Origin of the sequence: Halomonas pelophila, from assembly GCF_040196315.1 — a bacterium.
In the GTDB taxonomy this organism is placed as follows: Bacteria; Pseudomonadota; Gammaproteobacteria; order Pseudomonadales; family Halomonadaceae; genus Halomonas; species Halomonas pelophila.
This window is the reverse complement of sequence record NZ_JBEGCI010000001.1, coordinates 183429-200404: the sequence shown is the minus strand read 5'-3', so window position 1 is coordinate 200404 and position 16976 is coordinate 183429. Positions and strand designations below refer to the sequence as shown.

The following is a 16976-nucleotide window of genomic DNA, read 5'->3' as shown; positions in this document are numbered from 1 at the left end:
ACGCAAAGCCCGCGCTGAGCCGGCGCCGAGTCTGGATCAGCGCGCCTGGATCACCACCTCGACCCGGCGATTTCGCGCGCGCCCCTCGGCGCTGTCGTTGCTGGCCAGGGGCCGGGTATCGGCCAGGCCCACGGCGCGCAGCCGGGTCGGGTCGACGCCGGCCGTTACCAGCGCCTCGACGATGGCGATGGCCCGAGCGCTGGAGAGCGCCCAGTTGGAGGGGAAGCGCTCGGTGCTGATCGCGCGGCTGTCGGAGTGCCCCTCCACCGCCACCTCTCCCGGGTGACGCCGGACCATCTCGAAGAGCCGCTTGGCCACCAGGGCACGCCCCTCGTCGGTCAGCTCGGCTTCCGCGGTCGGGAATAGCAGGCGGTCCTCCACTCTGAGCCGCACGCCTTCGGGAATCCGCGACACCTCCATGCCGTCCAGATCCGCCAGATACGGAGCCTCCGCCAGCGCCTCGGTCACGAAACGCGCGCCCGCGATGGCAGCCTCGTCGACCTCCTCGACCCTGACCGGGGGGCGGTCGGTGAGCACCACCAGGTAGTCGGAGAGCGGCCGGGTGAGATCGACACCGGCCGACATCAGCCACTGCGGCCCCTCGGCGCCGGCCCCGTTCTGCGCCTCGTCTTGTGTCGTCAGGATGCCCGGGAGCACCAGCAGCGGCGGAGGCGGCGCGGGACGCGCCCCCGGCAGGCCGGCCACGCCGAGGGCCGCCGTGATGGCCCGGGCCGACAGGTCACCGCGCGCGGCGGCCAGCGTCTCGCGTTCGGCCACGACCCACCGCAGCGGCTCGGGCAGCGGCACGCCGAGATCGAGCGTCGCCGCCGGCGCGATGGGCGCCTCAATCCCGGCGGCCTCCGGTGTGGCCGACCCCGAGCCCAGTTCACCCAGTGTGATGATCAGCACCAGCAGGGCCACCAGCAGGGTCATGATGTCGACATAGCTGACCATCCAGCCGCTGGCGTCGTCATCCGCCGACAGGGGGCGCATCAGGGAATCGTGGCGGCCTCGCCCGCGGTGCTCGTCGATCATGGGGTCACCTCCGGGCGCTCCTGTGGCGGATTGCAGAAAGCCGCCAACCTTAGGCTCGGGCCGCGGCGGACACAACCGTTCGCGCCATCAGCGACAGAAGGGCCAGACCTCGAGCAGCCCGTCGCAGCGAAACTCCGCCTCGCAGGCGGCCAGCTGACTGCGATAGCGGGTGGCGGTGCGCTCGACCTGGCCGGCCGCACGCTGGACGGCGGGCTTGCCGCGCCAGGAGCCGCGGCGATAGCCGCCCTGGCCCTCGTGATAGGCCAGGTAGAGGTGGCGGGGATTATGCAGGGAGACGCCGGTCATGCGCCGGGTGCGGGCGTTGTACCAGCCGATGAAGTCGGTGGCGTGCTTCATGTGGGTGCGCCGCGCGAACAGCCGCCCGGCGTCCGCCTCGTATTCGCCCCACACCGGGTCCTGGGCCTGGGCATAGCCGTAGGCCGAAGACGGCCGGGTCCAGGGAATGAAGCCCAGCAGCGTCTGGCGCGGTGGCTTCACGTGGCTGCGGAAGCTGGATTCCCGCTGGATGAAGGCCATCTGGGTAGCGATGGGCGTACCCCACTTCTCCTCGGAGGCCCGAGCATAGTCGTACCAGTCGGGCTGCTCGCGGAAGATCTCGCAGACGTTCGACTGGTTGTCGGGCGGCGCCAGCGCCAGCATGGCGCAGCCGGGCAGTGCCAGCAGCAGGGTCGCGGCCAGGAAGCGAAGCGAGAGACGACGCTCACGAGCTTGGGAGAGGAAATCGAGAAGACGAAGATGGGCCATGATGTCCGCTATACCTTGGAGAACAGTCCGATGATAGCAGCGCCACCGGGGCATCCTCCCGGTGCGCGAAAAAGCGCGGGGCCGCTCGCCGCGACCCCGCTCGTGACCATCCCGACCCTAGCGGAATAGCCCGGTCTTGTGGCTGACGTCGGAGCTCGTCATAGAGTAGCGCCGCACCACGTCCTCCTCATTGAAGAGGATCGTCAGCTCTTTCTTCTGACCAGAGGCCGAGGAGCCGAACAGGTTGATCACCGGCACGAAGTTGATGGCGTCCGCCGAGACTTCGGAGAGGCTGTACTCCCAGATCTCCATGCCGCCGTCGGTGAAGCTGGTCTCCATCGGCGAGCCGAAGGTGTCCCGAACCTGCGTCTGAGTCGTGACGCCCTCGGTAATCACGCGAGAGACGGTGGCCTCATCCTGATCTCTCAGGGACTGGTTGCCGCTGGAGGCACAGCCGGCAAGGAGCAGCAGGGAGAGCGCAATAAGTGCGTTTCTGAACATGATGGGTTTCCGTTGCGATGAGTGGAATGCCCGCTTCCGTCGGGCAAGTGAACCATCGGCGGGCAACACGTTTTCTTTACCTCCGATCCGGCCTTCCCGTCGCAGCCGCGTAGCATCAACGACACATGCTTACTCCGTGGTCAGCCGGTCCTCCTGCTGCTCCCTCGTCCCATGCACACGAAAGCACTGCTTGCCGGCCTCCTTGGCCAGATACATGGCCTGGTCGGCGTGGCGCAGCAGCTGGTCCTCATCGCCGCCTTCAGCCGCGTCGTAGTAGGCCACCCCCAGGCTCGCGGAGACCTCGAGGCAACGCCCCTCGATCTCCACGGGCGCCGCCGTGGCCGCCAGCAATCGATGGAGCACCTGCTCGGCCTCTTCCGTGCTCGCCAGGTTCATCAACACGGCGACAAACTCATCGCCACCCAGGCGCGCCAGGGTATCGCTGGCGCGCAGCTCGTCCTGCATGCGTTCGGCCAGCGCGACCAACAGACAATCGCCGATGGCATGGCCGTGGGTGTCATTGACCGCCTTGAAGCCATCCAGGTCGATGAACACCACGGCGAGGCGCTGACCACTGCGGTCGGCCTGGGCCATCGCCACGCGCAGCCGATCGGCGAGCAGGGCGCGGTTGGGCAGGCCGGTGAGGGCATCGTGCTGAGCGGCATGGGTCAAAGCGCGCTGATGCTCCTTGAGGCGGGTGATGTCGGAGAGCAGGCCCACGTAACGCTGCACCGCCCCTGCGGCATCGGTGACGGCGCTGATGGTCAGCCGCTGGGGATAGACCTCGCCGTTCTTGCGGCGATTCCAGACCTCGCCGTCCCAGTGGCCGGTGCGATGAAGGTGCTGCCAGAAGTCCGCATAGAAGGCCGAGGGATGTCGGCCAGCACCAAGCAGGCTGGCGTTGCGCCCCACCGCCTCGTCACGGGCGTAGCCGGTGATCTGGCTGAAGGCATCATTGACCTCCAGCAGCTCACCGCCGGGCGCGGTGATCATCACGCCCTCGTGGGAGTGGGTGAAGACCCCGGCGAGCAGGCTCAGGCGATCCTGCTGCTGGCGAAGCTGCCGGTTGCGTCGGGCCAGCATCACCAGCAGCACCACGACCAGCAAGCCGGCGGCCGCGAGGCCAAGCAGGAAGCCGGCGTAGCGCTGCCAGATGTCGTGCCAGGTGAAGTCGGGCACGGCCTCGAAGGGCGGCAGGCGCAGGCGACGCGCCAGGTTCTCCACCGGCAGGTAGTCCTGGGGCGGGGCGAAGCCAGCGATCATCGCCGTCCGGGCGGCACGATGCTCGGGCTCGAGGGTGAACAATGCCACGGCAATCCGCCGCACCGTCTCGGCCGGCACCTGGGGCATGACGACGAAGGGCCACTCGGGATAGAGACGCGTGGAGACGGCGAACGGAAAGCTCACTAGCCGCTGCGGATGAATCACCTCCAGCTGCCCAGAGGCCAGGCGCCCCTCGATGACCAGCCGCTCGAGGATGCCCGTGCGAATGAAGCCGACCTCCGCCTCACCCGCCAGCACCGCCGCCACCACGGCATCATGACTGCCGGTGATCACGGGCTCGATGTCGCGCCGTGGGTCGATGCCGGCGTCCATGAGCTCCAGGGCATGAGTCTGGTAGCCGCCCAGGAAGCGCCGACCCGGCATGGCGATACGCCGCCCCGCAAGATCCTCCAGGCGCTGAATCTCGTCGTTGCCCGCCATCTTGATCATTGTACCCCCCAGGCTGCTGACGGGCTGGCCGTGCTGGGCGTTGATGACGGTCGCCAGCGCTCCGGTCAGGCTGTTGTGGCTGCGGATCTCGATGTAGTGACTGGGGTTGGTCATCAGCAGGTCGAGGCGCCGATGGGAAATCGCCTCCTCGATCTCGTCCAGCGTCATCACCTCGAGCTCGACGCGGTGATCCGGCAGCTGCGCGCCGAGGTACTCGGCCAGCGGGCGATAGCGCGCCTCCATTACCGCCTCGGGGCGATAGGCGAAGACGCCAAGCGTCAGCGTCCCCTCCGCCAGGATCGAGCCGGGCAGCAGCAGCACACCGAGCAGCAGCAGGCGACAGAGGCTCATGAGCTCTCTCCCCTATCGGGCAGATAGCGCGGAGTCGAGAGTGCCTCCAGGTCATCCGGCCCAATCAGCTGCCCGTTGGCCACCATGACCTCGTTGAGCAGCCGCGCGGCCCTCACCAGATCACCTTTCGGGCCGAAATAGTCCAGGTTGCCGCTAGGCCCCGGCAGCTCCAGCCCGGCGTAGGAGGCGCGCACCTCATCGAAGCCGAGCCCGCGCCATGCGCCGATGCGGCGCATGGCATCCTGGGGGCTGATCCGCAGGTGATCGAGCCCGCGGAAGTGGCCGGCCACCAGCGCGCTTACCGCACCGCCTCGCCAGCGCAGGCGATCACGCCGCACCGCCAGCACATCGAGGATGACGTCAGGGAACTGGCTGCTATCAAAGAGGCGCACCGCCCCCTCGCGCAGCAGCCGGCTGGCGGTGGGCTCATAGGTGATGGCCGCCTCGATGGTTCCAGTCTTCCAGGCCGCGAGCTGCTCGTTGGGCGCCATATCGACCACCTCCAGGTCGTCGCGAGCCAAGCCGGCGGCGGCGAGGAACTGCGACAGCACCAGGTTACCCACGGCCGTCCCCTCCACGGCGATGCGCCGACCGGCGAGCCCTCTTGGGGACGCGATGCCCGGCCGGGCCAGCACCATGTCGGCGCCCACCGAGTCGTCGCAGACCGCGATCACCGTCAGCGGAATCCCTTCCGAACGCGCCACGAGCACCTCGTCCAGGGTCAGGGCGGCCCCGTCGAGCTCTCCGCGACGCAGCCCGGCCAGGGAATCTCCGGCATTGCCGCCCTCGCGCAGCACCACCTCGTCCGACAGCCAGCCGAAGGCCCGCGCCAGGTAGAGCGGCTCGTAGCCCGGCCAGGGATGGAGGCCGATGGCCAGCGGCCCGCCGGGCGAGCACCCCGCCAGACCCAGCGGGGCCGCTGCCAAGGCGGCCATGGCGATCAAAAGGTCACGTCGATGCATGGAAGGTCATCCGCGGAGCGCCGTAGTTTTGAGCCGCCTTGTCCACTCGAGCCTGCGTCGGTCAGAGGGTCACCGAACGCGCCGCAAAATATTACCAATATGTGATCTCGCCTTCCCGATGGATCGCCATCTCGGCAAGGGGGGAGGAGCGAGAAGTTACATGTCATAGAACGGCCGACGGACCGAATTCTTGAGCATTCGTGCGGCCTCACTGCTCGAGCATGCGCAGCGTGTGCGCCTTCTGGTCCCTGACGGCGCGATCGAGAATGGCGTGAAGCTGCTCGACGTCCTCCGGCATCTCCGATGCCATGCCGGTCGCGTCGAAGCGCTCGAGGGTCTGGTGGGTATCGTCGATCACCGCCTGAAGCTTATCGATCACCTGCTGGTGGTCATCCGGTGTCATGTCGCCTCCAGAAATAAAAAACCGGCCCCATGAAGGGGCCGGTTCGGTGGCATTGCCATAGGGAAAGCTGCTTCCCCTAGCGCAAGCCTTAGCCCAGCAGAGACAGCACGCTCTGCGGGAGCTGGTTGGCCTGAGCCAGAACCGAGGTACCTGCCTGCTGCAGGATCTGGTTCTTGGTCATGTTGGCCACTTCGGTCGCGTAGTCGGCATCTTCGATGCGCGAACGAGCAGAAGACAGGTTGGTTTCGTTGGTGCTCAGGTTGGTGATGGCAGACTCGAAACGGTTCTGGATGGCACCCAAGTCGGAGCGCAGGGAGTCAACCGTACCCAGCGCAGTATCCAGCTTTTCCAGCGGATTACGCGACGCTTCTTGTGCATCGGACTGCCCAACCAACGCTTGGCTTGCCTGGCCCGCATCTTTAACGTAAACCACTTCATTAAGGGCGAGGTCATTACCTTCAACGGTAACAGCAGCATCAGATGTTACCTGACCACCGGCATCCACAGAGTAGTTGTTTCCATCCAGCGTCAGAGAAGCACCGACGGAGCTACCACCGGCATCTTTTACGTCCACTTCACGGGCTACTTCATTAGTACCGAAGGTAGTGAAGTTGGTGCCTGCATCGTAAGTATTAGCCCCACCAAAGGTGCTGTCATCAGCGAACAAAGAGCCTTCATCGATTGATAGGGTGCCGCCAGCACCGCCAGCGCCAGCACCTGACAGCGTCACTGTAACGTCTTGGCCTTCAATCGTCGCTGAGTAAGTACCGTTACCTTGAGTAGCTGTTGCAGCCGTATCACGGGTCCAGGAAACACCGCCTACCGTAGCGCTGTCGCCTTGAGCAGAAGTCTCAAACGCAGCACCGAAAGCATTTGCCACATCTTGAGCCAATGTACCAGCAGCTCCATCAGTGACGCTGGTGTTAGCGGCATCGCTGGTAATGTTGCCGGTGGTCTGGCTCACGTACAGCTGGTTGGTACCGTCTGTCACCTTGCCGCTGACCACGTCAACCTCAACATTGCCAGCGGTAGAAGTTGATGTACCTGTATCATCTACGATACCTACAGTGTAGTTGGAAGTACCTTCAGCACCGAATTCGTCGACCATTGTTTGCAAGTCGGCCGCTTTATCACCGCTCACAGTAAAGTTATTCAGGCCAAGTGATGTGGCATCGATTTTTTGCAAATCAATGCTGATCGTTTCGTTGTCGTTGGCACCCACCTGAATTTTTAGAGCACCGTCTTGCTGCAGGACTTTAGTACCGTTGAAGTCGGTCTGTTCAGAAATACGGTTAATCTCATTAAGACGCTGACCGATCTCCGCCTGGATGGAGTTCAAATCTTCCTGAGAGTTGGTACCGTTCTGTGCCTGAACACTCAGCTCACGAACGCGCTGCAGGTTATCGTTCACCTGATTGAGTGCACCTTCAGCAGTTTGCGCGACGGAAATACCGTCGTTGGCGTTGCGCTGTGCCTGACCCAGACCGGTGATCTGGCTACTCATGCGGTTGGCGATGGCCTGACCGGCGGCGTCGTCCTTGGCGCTGTTGATACGCGAGCCAGAGGAGAGGCGCTCCATGCTGGTAGTCAGGGCGTTCTTCGACTCGTTCAGGTTTTGCTGACCGATCATCGCGGTGATGTTGGTGTTGATTCCCATTGCCATCGTAATGTCCTTCCTATTTTCGGGGGGCTCCATTGGCGGGCCCGCTGCGAGTTACCGAGGCCCAGCGGGCCTGCCACAACGGCGCCGTTGGCCGTTACTCTCTATAACGACTGTCCGCGGACGAACTTTAGTATTCGATGCGATTTTTTTGGTACAGCTTGCTTGACATGCCGCGCGCCGGGGCAAGCCGGCCATCACGACAGCGCCCCGACCGCAAGAGCCGGGGCGCAAGACGAACCGCTTCAAGAGGATGAAAAGGCCGCAAGAGGATCAGTCGCGGCCGAGCTGAGCGTCCAGAGAGGCGAACTGCTGGGTAAGATAACTGCTGGTCTGGTTCATGTTGGCGATCATGGCATCAAGTTGACCGAACTGGGCGCGGTATCGCGCGACGGTGCTCTCCACGCTCTGTTCCATCCGCGCATAGCGGCGATCAAGACTCTCCACCTGGCTCTCCGATCCCTCTATCGCACTGGCGATCAACCCATCATCATCCAGGAAACGTCCCAGGGTGGCGTCTACACGCCCGGCTAGACCGCCCTCCTCGTCGGCCCCGGCGAAGAAGTCGGCCAGCTGATCGGGATCCGCCGCGACGACCTCGCCGAGCTTCTCCTCGTCCAGCTCCAGGCGCCCCTTCTCGTTCAGCGATACGCCGAACTGCGACATGACCGAAAGCTCACCGCCTGCCACGCTGCCGGTCAAGTCGCGCACCAGGTCCGATTCAATGTTGCGCACAGTGCGATCACCGATCAGCTCCCCGGAGGCACTGTCATCGCCGCCGTAGGCCGTCATGCGACCGATCGTAGACTGCAGTTCGTTGTAGGACGACACCAACTTACCCACGGCCTTCTTGAGCCCGCCGGTATCGCGCGACACTTCCAGGCTGAGCGTCTCCCCGGCGTAGGAGGGATCCAGCTCCAAGGTGACGCCCTGGATGGCGCCCTCTACGGTGTTGGTGGGGCTGGTGATAGTGATGCCGTTGATGCCCAGCTCGGCATCGTTGCCAGGGCGCAGGGTCGTGGCGTCTTCGCTCAGCGGACCGCTATCGAAGGAGAGGCCTACGAGAGACGCCTCTTTCCCTGTCTGTCGAGAGCTCAGCGCCAGGCGATAGCCGGTGCCGTCATTGACGATAGAGGCGTCCACACCGGCCTCCTCGTCGGCATTGATGGCATCGCGCACCTCTTCCAGGCTGCTACCAGCGGCGAATTCCATCGTCACGCTGTCGCCGCTTGGTGTTTGGGCATCGTCGAGGGTGCCATCGGCATTGTAAGCGGCACCGAAGTCCAGGGTGAGGGTAGTGGCCTCGGTGAACAGCGCCTCGTCCGGCGAATAGGTCGCGTCGGTAGACTTGGTCGCCAGCGTACCGGCCGTCGCGGTCCGATTGACGCTGACCTCGTAACGTCCCGGGCTCGCCTCGGCGCTGGTGATAGCGCTCAGGCCATCGCCCTGCACCTTGGCGGACAGCCCCTCGAAGAGCGAGGGGTCGTTGAGCGCCGCCACCGCGTCCTGGAACTTGTTCAAGCCAGACTGCAGGCGTCCGAAGGCGGAGATCTTTGACTGCTCCTGACTCCTCTGCACCGTCAACGGCGCCAGCTTCTCACGCTCGGCGGAGCGCAGCTGGTCGAGCAGACCGTTGAGATCCAGGCCGGAACCGATGCCGAGAGATGAGATGCTGGCCATGTGAAAGCCCCTCCATGAGCGCCCATAAGATGTCTGCCACAGGATATCGACCGTGACGAGGCAAACTTTAACAAGAAAGGCGCAGTGCCGATGGGCATTCAATAGGCAAGCTACCGCGACTTTTCCTGACGGCCCTCAAGCCTGCCGCATAGCGGGCGATATTCCTGCCTGTAGTTACCCAACGCCGCCTGGAGTCGAAGCGCCTTGCCTGAACCGAGCCCACACGCCGCCACCCTTCATGCCCGAGACGTCGTCTACGACCTTATCCCCAAGCTCAAGACCACCGAACGCCTTGTGGACAGCACGCTTCAAGGCCGGATCACGCGCTGCGCCGATGCGGACGAGAAGGCCAGGCTTCAAGAACTGAAGGTCGAGTTCGAGCTGGAAATCTCGATGATCCGCATGAACTTGGAGCATCTGATGCGGCGCTACTCACGCCAGCTGGAGGAGGCCGTCCAAGATGGCGCATCGCGCCAGGGGGCGAAGCTGACGCTGGACGCTCACGAGGCCGTCGCCATCGAGAGTGCACGCACCCTCTACCGCCGTGCCCAGACGCTGGCCCTGGCCACTTGATGGTCGTTGCGCCTGGCGCCATGAGCAATACGCCGAATTCTCATGTGGCACGAGAAATCGTGACAAAATTGCGACGAAGGTCTAGTAAAGACCCCGGCGGAAATGCCGAGAGAGCTTCTGACAGAGGCTTATAGTCCGCACAACGTTACCCAATATGAAGCCATCACCAAGCCTTCATATTTTGGCTGCATGGTGAGCCCATCCATTCCAGCATTGTCTTGTATCGTCAGAGCCATTTAAATACTTTACTTAATCATTGATTAGTAATATATTAATATTAGGCGCTTGAACAGCGTCATCGCGAAGCTGCCATGAGACGAGCAAAAATGCCGCCTGGCAGTCCGCCCTGATGGGCTTCGCAACAGAGCGCAAGGGAACTGCACATGACTTACCACATGTCCGCCGTGGCGACGCTCGTCGTTGCGCACGCCTACCTGCCGTTCAGGCCACATCACAATGCCGCCCCCTGTTCAGGGGGCGCCAATCACTCCTGCCTACTCCAACCAGAAACGGAGTCATGATGAAGCGGTTTGCCACCGTGGCGCTACTGTGCGCCGGGCTGCTGGCTGGTTGTAAGACCACCATGCTGGCGCCACCTGTCTCGTCCTCACCCTCCTCCGCCGGTGCCGTCATGATGAGCCCCGGCGCACTGATCGAACAGGAACACCTCGATCGGATTCAGCGAATTCGCCGGCTGGCCGAGCAGTGCGACGTGCCGCCTCCCAGCGTGGATCAGCAGCTGTTGCTGCCCAAGGAGCTCTTCAGCACCGACCGAGACCTGCCGGTCATTCGTGTGGCGTGGAGCGACCGAATCTTCTTTGCTACCGATCAAGCCACACCGCTGTCCACCTCTCGTCCCATGATTTGCACCCTTGCCGGCGTGATGAGGGGCGACCTTCCCGATACTCATTTGGTGGTGGTTGGACATACCGACGCACGGGGCAGCGAAGCCTACAACGATGCGTTGAGCCTGGAGCGCGCGAAAAACGTGACTCAACGGCTGATTGAACTCGGAGTCCGCCCTGAACAGGTCGATTACATCGGCATGGGTGAATTGCAGCCGGTGGCACCCAACAGAACGAGTCTGGGCATGGCCAAGAATCGTCGAGTGGAGTTCTTCCTGGGCGCCTACTCAGAGATCACGCTGGAAGCAGTAAGCCGCGTACCGATAAACGAAGCTCATCGACGCCTGGCGGAAGCGCCATCACGCGAACGCAAAGTCTCGTCGGTAGGTCGTGAGCGCTCCGTTACCGTTCATGCTCCTGCAACGCGTCAGCCTGATAGTTCCGGCGAGACCCGTCAGGCCGATACAAAACGCAAGAGTCGACAGGTAGACGCCGGCGAGCCGACATCACGAGAGATCACTATCGGTGGCCGTGAACGCACACTGGACCTGCCGGCCATCGTCTATCGCGAGCCGGCCATCGGCAGCCGTCAAAGTGGATTCTGAATTCCGAACCTTAAATCGTCATGCAGGGGGTCGCTAAAATGCAGAGCAAGGAAAAAGATAAATATCGTGACGATGCCGTCACCATCGATGACGCAGAAGTCAGGAAAGTGGCTGAGAAGTGCCTGGCCTTTCGCTGGTCTTTCCCCGATGAAGCTGCCTTTCGCAATGAGCTAAGGGAGACGGCTGCTCAGGAAGCACGCACTGCCCAGGGACAGATCGTGCTTACCGAGCATGGGCATACTCCTGAGATGGAGGGGCTCATCTTTTCTCGCCTCCTCCGGCAGACTGCCGGCTGGGTAGAGGTAAAGACAGCCTTCACTAACATTCTCGCGCCGCACAGCAAGCTGCTCGAAGAGACTGCCAACCTTAAGGAAGAGAAAGCCTCACTGCAGGATCAGCGAGTGAACCTGAAGCAGAGCCTGACGGCCGAGTGGGAAGAGACGAAGAGTGAGTTCAAGGCCGCTCGCAGGGAGGCCGCCAACGCCGAGGATGAGTACGAGAAACTTTACGAACGCCACGGCAACCGTCACGCCAAGATCGTAAAACTGGGCATCTATCTTCCTACCTTGGCGCTGATCGGCATGGTGGAATGGCTGATCAACTGGGAAGCCGCGAATGCGCTCTTCGCCCAGCCTTACCTCGCGGCCGGCATCGTCATCGTGGTAGCCATGGCAGTGGCTGCCGCCTCCCATGAACACGGGACCCTGGCAAAGCAGTGGAGTCACCGCTGCGGTTTTGCGGCTCCCCCCGGTATTCGTAGCCGCAACTATACAGCGTTGGGGTTCACCACCTTGCTGTTTATCGCAGCCATGACCCTCGTCGGTTACATGCGCTACAAGCTGGCCTTCAATGACCTGGTCGGCGCTTCGGCCTTCGGCGGTGACAATCCCTTCGGCGCGCGGGGCTCCATCGGCGAGGTCTATACCGCGGTTGCCATGACCCTGATGGGCAACCTGATCGTCTGGCTGCTGGGAGCCATGGTGGCCTACTGGTTCCACGATAGTGACCCTGGCTTCGCAGAGGCACGGGAACGTCACCTGAAGGCCAGCAAGATTTTTGAAACCTGGTCGCGTCGCATGGAAAAGGCGATTCGTGAACGTGAGCAACGCTTGACCATGCAGATCGAGGAGGTGGAGAACACCCTCAACTCCCGCATGAAGCAGGGCCGCCTGCTGGTGGACATGAGCGAGCAGGTACAAGAACAAGAAAAGATGTTGTTCGGCCGCCTCAAGGAAGTGGTCGACGAGAATCTGAAGACCTACCGCCGTGCCCTGCTCGGCCTGATTAAGGCGGAAAACCTATCCGTATCGTTCCTCGATATGGAGAAAGGAGAGCTTAAGTCGCTGGAGTACGAGTCCTATCCGGTGGAGATGCCGGGAGAGTTCCTCAAGAAGCGGATGGAGTTCGGCCCTCTCATCGAGCGTCGTGCCTCAAAGCATCGCAAGTCCGAGGAGGTGGTCGCATGAGAAAGGTCTCAGGGAACACGAACCTCCTGTTTGGCGCCATGGCGCTGACCAGTGTCGCGATGTTCGGTGGTGTAAGCGATGCTCAGGCCCAGGGGCTGTTTCGCAGCAGTTCCGGCTCTATCTGCGAACAGGCGGAGGCGGCTGGACTAGAGCCGATGCGGCGTACGCTCGTATATGTCGACAAGCAATCTCTGTCGCTTTCACGCAACGATCAGGGCTGGTTCAATGCACTCAACCAGGTCCTTCAACAGACCATGACGACCGCCGAGCCGCTGGAAATGATCGTCATGGATAGCGCTGAAGGTACGGCAAAGTCCTATGGCCAGAGAATCTGCTATCCGGTTATTGAAGAGCGATATCAGGAGCATTTTAAAAGCTCAGGTATCGGTAGTTTGTTGACCAACGACCTGATTGATCAACTGCCCGACCTTCAGCAGGAAGTCCAGGTGAAGATGCAGGACCTGATCGCTCAAGGCTATGTTGGGGCCCCGGACACGCGCAGCCAGTTATCTCCCGAGCGTGTGGACAAGCGCTATCTATTGCGCGCCCTGCAGGCGGATTCCGCACGCTTCGTCAGCGACCTGCCCACTCGCGTGATCATCTACTCGAGCATGATCGAGAACTCGGATCTGACCGAACTGCCGTCGATCCTGGACGCATCCGGCGAAGAGCGCCTAGCTCAGGCCACCGAGGCCCTGGAAAACTTACCCCGTCTCGATTTTCAGGGCGCCATGGTCTATGGCTTTGGCACCGGCGCCACTCTGGAGAATCCCTCGGCGACCGATGCGCTGGGCGAGTTCATGCAACAGGCCGTCTACCTGGCCAACGGCTATCCGGTGGCGTTCTCTCGCGAGCTGGCTGTTCGCCCCATCCGCCCCTCATCCGCCACGAGCTACGACATGACACTCGAGGTCGAGGAGCGTGAGCTGAAAGGCCGCATGCTTCTGATGTCCGATGCCGACGGCCGCCTGACCGACAGCCATCTGGATCTTGGCACCGGAAACCGTAGCGCGCACTTCGACAATGGGCGCCTGGTATGCAGCCAGGACGACCAGTGCCAGCTCGAGGGAAAGCTCGCGACGAAGCTGCTGTTCGAAGATCCCGAGAATATCTTCCTGGAAGGCAGCCGCGACGTGCTTTCCGGTCATCTTGGGTTCCGTAATGATCGCCTGGCGGATAGCGATAACCCAGCACTCTTGCCACTCGAGGCCAAGGCTCGGCCCTGAGATTGGTAACTCAAAAGAACCATAACCACGTAACGCAGGAAAAAAAAGATGAAGAAGATCTTTCGCCCCACTTTTCTTATCGCGGCCCTGTTGGCATCTGCTCTCTTCCTGAGTGGCTGCCAGGCCTTGTCACCCCAGCAACGCGCCGCCTTAGGCACATCAGTCGGCGCAGTGGCGGGCGCCCTTGTGGGCTCCCAGCTCGGCGATGGGAGCGGCCGCACTGTCGCGATGGCTCTGGGTGCCGCGATCGGTGGCTATGTCGGCAACCAGTTTGCCGACTATCTCAACCAGCAAGAGCAACAATCCTTGGCGCTTTCGACCAAGAAAGCACTGCGTGCCAACGAGGGGCGCTCAGGGAGCATAGAGTGGGCCAGCGATCAACGCTCGAACGTAGCTGGAGAGATTCACTTCGGGCAGCCCGTTTCGGTGGACGATGGCCGGGCAAGCCAGACGCTCGCTGCGGCACGCGGCGATGACTTGACGGCCCAGGAGAAAGCTCAGATGGCCAGCCTCTCCACGGGCACCCAATGCCGTGCCACCCGTACCTCTCTCTCCGTTGAGGATCGCGACGTTGCCGACGGCGCTATCTGGTGCCGTACAGCCAAAGGCGATTACATGCCTCTGAATATGATGGCCGCATAGTTTCACGCCACCAGATAAGATAGTGCCCTCCGTCTTTTCCACCTCATTGAGAAGTATCGGAGGGCTGCTTTTCAGACATTACTGATACCTGTAACGCAAGGATGCTTTATCACATGAAGAAGCTTTTGACCTTCAACACCATGGTCACTCCCAAGATCATCACGATTATCTATTGGCTCCTGTGCTTCGGAGCCGTGGTTGGCGGAATTGGCCTGATGTTTTCCGGTTACCGCGGCCCTTCGGCAGGCACTATCTTCATCGGGCTGGTCACTATTGCGGGCGGCATTCTGAGTGCACGCATCTGGTGTGAACTTCTTATCGTGCTGTTCAAGATTCACGATAACCTGAAAGTCATCGCGGAACGCCCCCATCAGTAACACTTGAAACAAATAAAGAAACTCTCCACCTAAAAAACCCGGGATTCTCAAACCTCACAGTGATCCCGGGATTAATTACGGTTATCCAAGCCGTCCTATGAGACGGCGATGTAGTTTTTTAACTCTCGGCAAGGCAAAGTACACCGCAATCTCCAGCGCTCCTCGCCGAGTATCACTGTTGCCGTTGATCATTGAGGCCGTTTCAATCCTCTGCCCGAGGCCTTCCCTGGCCCCGAAGAATATCGACGAATGACCTCAGGCCCGCTCGGCCTCTTTCTCAGCTTGGGCGGCCGAGCCGCCCATGCCCGCCGTATAGCGCTGCGTCAGCGTGAAGCCGCCCACCGTCTGGGCGAGACGGTTGGCCTGCTCCTTCAACTGCTCCGCGGCGGTGGTGGATTCCTCCACCAGGGCGGCGTTCTGCTGGGTCATGCGGTCGAGCTCGCTGACCGCCACGTTGACCTGGCCGATGCCATCGCTCTGCTCGCCGGTGGCGGCGGTGATCTCGCCAAGCACGTCGGCGACACGAGTCACGCTCGCCACGAGTTCGGCCATGGTCTCACCGGCCTGGCGCACCTGGCTGGCGCCCTGCTCGGTGCGCTCCGCGGAGGTATCGATCAGCGCCTTGATCTGCTTGGCGGCGTCGGCCGAGCGGCTGGCCAGCTGGCGCACCTCGCCGGCGACCACCGCGAAGCCGCGGCCCTGCTCGCCGGCCCGAGCGGCCTCTACCGAGGCATTGAGCGCCAGCAGGTTGGTCTGGAAAGCGATGCCGTCCATCACGCCGACGATCTCGCTGATCTCCCGGGAGGAGTCGGTGATGCCCTGCATGGTGGTCACCACCTGATCGACGGCCTCGCCGCCGCGCTTGGCCGTGTCGGCGGCCGACTCGGCCAGACCGTTGGCCTGGCGGGAGGACTCGGCGGTATGCTCCACGGTGCTGGTGATCTCCTCCATGGAGGCGGAGGTCTGCTGCAGGCTGGAGGCGGCGTTCTCGGTGCGCCGCGACAGGTCCTGGCCGCCCTGGGCGATCTCGGTGGCCGCCACGTGCACCGATTCGCTGCTGTCGCGGATGGTCAGCATCACCGTCTCCATGCGCGAGACGAAGCGGTTGAAGGCGTTGGCGATCTGCGCCACCTCATCGTTGCCCTCCTCGGGCAGGCGCCGGGTCAGGTCACCGCTGCCGCTGGCCACGCTCTCCATGGCATCGCGCGCCGCCAACAGCCGGCGGAAGACCACCTTGAGCAGGGCGCCCAGCAGCAGCGCCGCCAGCAGGCCGACCACCACCAGGGTGGTGGCGGAGGCGCTCATCACCCCGCGCAGCCCGGCGGTGGCCTCGTGCTCGTCGAGGACCACGCCCAGCTCCCAGTTGCTGCCGGCGATGGGGGTTACGGCAAGGCGCTTGTCGGCCCCGTCGACGACCACCGGCTGCCAGGCCTCCTCGGCCCCGCCCAGCGTGGCGATGAAGCCGGGCGTCATCGCCGCGCTCATCCGGGTCAACGGCTCGAGGGTCAGGTCGCCATCGGGATGGGCGATCAGGGTCTCGCCCTGGCTGCTCAGGAAGGCGAAGCTCGCGGGCGTGGGGCGGATCGCGGCGACCTGCTCGATCAGCTTATCGATCACCACGTCGCCGCCGATCACCCCCACCAGCCGGCCATCACGCTCGACCGGGGTGGCCACGGTGACCACCATGCCGCCGGTGTTGGCGTCGACGTAGGGCAGCGAGACGATGGTCTCATCGCGCTCGGTGGCGGCGAGGTACCAGCCGCGCTGGCGCGGGTCGTAGTCCTCGGGCGGGACCCAGCCGTCGGAGGACGTCAGGCTGCCATCGGGGCGGCCGAAGTAGGCCGACAGGAAGCCGCCGGACTCGGCCAGCTGGATCAGCGCCTGTGTCGAGGCCTCGCCGGTGACCGGTTTACGGGCCGCTTCGACCATGCTGGCACGGGCGCCGATCCACTCCTCGATGGCCAGGGCGTTGCCGTCGGCCACGGCATCGAGCTGCTGGGCGATCTGTCGATCGTTATGGGATTGGACGGTGGAGTAGCTCGCCGCGCCGTTGGCGATCAGCGCCACGGCGATCACCACCAGGGTGGCGACGAGGATTCGCAGTCTCAGGGAACTCAGCATGGACACTCTCATGGGTAGGGGAGTTTTTTTATTGGCCGACCCCGGGTGCCA

Annotated in this window: 15 protein-coding genes; 6 read left to right on the top strand and 9 right to left on the bottom strand. The window is 62.9% G+C overall.

Annotated features, from left to right (window positions below; genetic code table 11):
- Positions 1 to 36: 36 nt before the first annotated feature.
- From ABE957_RS00930 to fliD, 8 genes are all read right to left on the bottom strand, one after another.
- On the bottom strand, positions 37 to 1035 hold the full coding sequence (locus tag ABE957_RS00930; RefSeq protein WP_349756762.1) for an OmpA family protein: 999 nt from the start codon (positions 1033 to 1035) through the stop codon (positions 37 to 39).
- A gap of 87 nt (positions 1036 to 1122) precedes the next feature.
- On the bottom strand, positions 1123 to 1800 hold the full coding sequence (locus tag ABE957_RS00925; protein WP_349756761.1) for a transglycosylase SLT domain-containing protein: 678 nt from the start codon (positions 1798 to 1800) through the stop codon (positions 1123 to 1125).
- Between the two features lie 117 nt (positions 1801 to 1917).
- On the bottom strand, positions 1918 to 2301 hold the full coding sequence (locus tag ABE957_RS00920) for a hypothetical protein (protein WP_349756760.1): 384 nt from the start codon (positions 2299 to 2301) through the stop codon (positions 1918 to 1920).
- 129 nt (positions 2302 to 2430) lie between these two features.
- A complete protein-coding gene (locus tag ABE957_RS00915; protein WP_349756759.1) occupies positions 2431 to 4365 on the bottom strand; it encodes a PhnD/SsuA/transferrin family substrate-binding protein in 1935 nt (644 codons plus the stop codon).
- Entirely contained in the window at positions 4362 to 5327 is a 966-nt protein-coding gene (locus ABE957_RS00910; protein ID WP_349756758.1) for an ABC transporter substrate-binding protein, read from the bottom strand. Before ABE957_RS00910 ends, ABE957_RS00915 begins: the two co-directional genes overlap by 4 nt.
- A gap of 208 nt (positions 5328 to 5535) precedes the next feature.
- The gene (locus ABE957_RS00905; RefSeq protein ID WP_349756757.1) at positions 5536 to 5730 is read right to left on the bottom strand and encodes a hypothetical protein; all 195 of its coding nucleotides are present in this window, start codon (positions 5728 to 5730) and stop codon (positions 5536 to 5538) included.
- 88 nt (positions 5731 to 5818) lie between these two features.
- Positions 5819 to 7393 (bottom strand): flagellin N-terminal helical domain-containing protein, encoded by a 1575-nt coding sequence (locus ABE957_RS00900; RefSeq protein WP_349756756.1) that lies wholly within the window; start codon positions 7391 to 7393, stop codon positions 5819 to 5821.
- Positions 7394 to 7663: 270 nt separating this feature from the next.
- A complete protein-coding gene (gene fliD / locus ABE957_RS00895) occupies positions 7664 to 9070 on the bottom strand; it encodes a flagellar filament capping protein FliD (RefSeq protein WP_349756755.1) in 1407 nt (468 codons plus the stop codon).
- A 204-nt stretch (positions 9071 to 9274) separates the two neighbouring features.
- Between fliD and ABE957_RS00890 the strand changes: the two genes are divergently transcribed.
- From ABE957_RS00890 to ABE957_RS00865, 6 genes are all read left to right on the top strand, one after another.
- Positions 9275 to 9643: a hypothetical protein gene (locus ABE957_RS00890; protein ID WP_349756754.1), complete on the top strand. Its 369-nt coding sequence runs from the start codon at positions 9275 to 9277 to the stop codon at positions 9641 to 9643.
- A gap of 520 nt (positions 9644 to 10163) precedes the next feature.
- The gene (locus tag ABE957_RS00885; RefSeq protein ID WP_349756752.1) at positions 10164 to 11093 is read left to right on the top strand and encodes an OmpA family protein; all 930 of its coding nucleotides are present in this window, start codon (positions 10164 to 10166) and stop codon (positions 11091 to 11093) included.
- A 38-nt stretch (positions 11094 to 11131) separates the two neighbouring features.
- Positions 11132 to 12559: a hypothetical protein gene (locus ABE957_RS00880; RefSeq protein WP_349756751.1), complete on the top strand. Its 1428-nt coding sequence runs from the start codon at positions 11132 to 11134 to the stop codon at positions 12557 to 12559.
- The gene (locus tag ABE957_RS00875; protein WP_349756750.1) at positions 12556 to 13785 is read left to right on the top strand and encodes a hypothetical protein; all 1230 of its coding nucleotides are present in this window, start codon (positions 12556 to 12558) and stop codon (positions 13783 to 13785) included. Before ABE957_RS00880 ends, ABE957_RS00875 begins: the two co-directional genes overlap by 4 nt.
- Before the next feature lie 48 nt (positions 13786 to 13833).
- The gene (locus ABE957_RS00870; RefSeq protein WP_349756749.1) at positions 13834 to 14427 is read left to right on the top strand and encodes a YMGG-like glycine zipper-containing protein; all 594 of its coding nucleotides are present in this window, start codon (positions 13834 to 13836) and stop codon (positions 14425 to 14427) included.
- A gap of 113 nt (positions 14428 to 14540) precedes the next feature.
- Positions 14541 to 14804, top strand: coding sequence for a DUF4282 domain-containing protein (locus tag ABE957_RS00865; protein ID WP_349756748.1), 264 nt, complete (start codon positions 14541 to 14543; stop codon positions 14802 to 14804).
- Positions 14805 to 15059: 255 nt separating this feature from the next.
- On the opposite strand, the gene ABE957_RS00860 is transcribed toward ABE957_RS00865, so the two are convergent.
- The gene (locus ABE957_RS00860) at positions 15060 to 16925 is read right to left on the bottom strand and encodes a methyl-accepting chemotaxis protein (RefSeq protein WP_349756747.1); all 1866 of its coding nucleotides are present in this window, start codon (positions 16923 to 16925) and stop codon (positions 15060 to 15062) included.
- Between the last annotated feature and the right edge of the window lie 51 nt (positions 16926 to 16976).

Excerpts from the sequence above, each read along its gene's own strand:
- ABE957_RS00865 (WP_349756748.1), top strand. The coding sequence starts at position 14,541 with ATGAAGAAGCTTTTGACCTTCAACACCATGGTCACTCCCAAGATCATC.
- ABE957_RS00930 (WP_349756762.1), bottom strand. The coding sequence starts at position 1,035 with ATGATCGACGAGCACCGCGGGCGAGGCCGCCACGATTCCCTGATGCGC.
- ABE957_RS00905 (WP_349756757.1), bottom strand. The coding sequence starts at position 5,730 with ATGACACCGGATGACCACCAGCAGGTGATCGATAAGCTTCAGGCGGTG.
- fliD (WP_349756755.1), bottom strand. The coding sequence starts at position 9,070 with ATGGCCAGCATCTCATCTCTCGGCATCGGTTCCGGCCTGGATCTCAAC.
- ABE957_RS00860 (WP_349756747.1), bottom strand. The coding sequence starts at position 16,925 with ATGCTGAGTTCCCTGAGACTGCGAATCCTCGTCGCCACCCTGGTGGTG.
- ABE957_RS00925 (WP_349756761.1), bottom strand. The coding sequence starts at position 1,800 with ATGGCCCATCTTCGTCTTCTCGATTTCCTCTCCCAAGCTCGTGAGCGT.
- ABE957_RS00915 (WP_349756759.1), bottom strand. The coding sequence starts at position 4,365 with ATGAGCCTCTGTCGCCTGCTGCTGCTCGGTGTGCTGCTGCTGCCCGGC.
- ABE957_RS00875 (WP_349756750.1), top strand. The coding sequence starts at position 12,556 with ATGAGAAAGGTCTCAGGGAACACGAACCTCCTGTTTGGCGCCATGGCG.
- ABE957_RS00885 (WP_349756752.1), top strand. The coding sequence starts at position 10,164 with ATGAAGCGGTTTGCCACCGTGGCGCTACTGTGCGCCGGGCTGCTGGCT.
- ABE957_RS00900 (WP_349756756.1), bottom strand. The coding sequence starts at position 7,393 with ATGGCAATGGGAATCAACACCAACATCACCGCGATGATCGGTCAGCAA.
- ABE957_RS00880 (WP_349756751.1), top strand. The coding sequence starts at position 11,132 with ATGCAGAGCAAGGAAAAAGATAAATATCGTGACGATGCCGTCACCATC.
- ABE957_RS00870 (WP_349756749.1), top strand. The coding sequence starts at position 13,834 with ATGAAGAAGATCTTTCGCCCCACTTTTCTTATCGCGGCCCTGTTGGCA.
- ABE957_RS00920 (WP_349756760.1), bottom strand. The coding sequence starts at position 2,301 with ATGTTCAGAAACGCACTTATTGCGCTCTCCCTGCTGCTCCTTGCCGGC.
- ABE957_RS00910 (WP_349756758.1), bottom strand. The coding sequence starts at position 5,327 with ATGCATCGACGTGACCTTTTGATCGCCATGGCCGCCTTGGCAGCGGCC.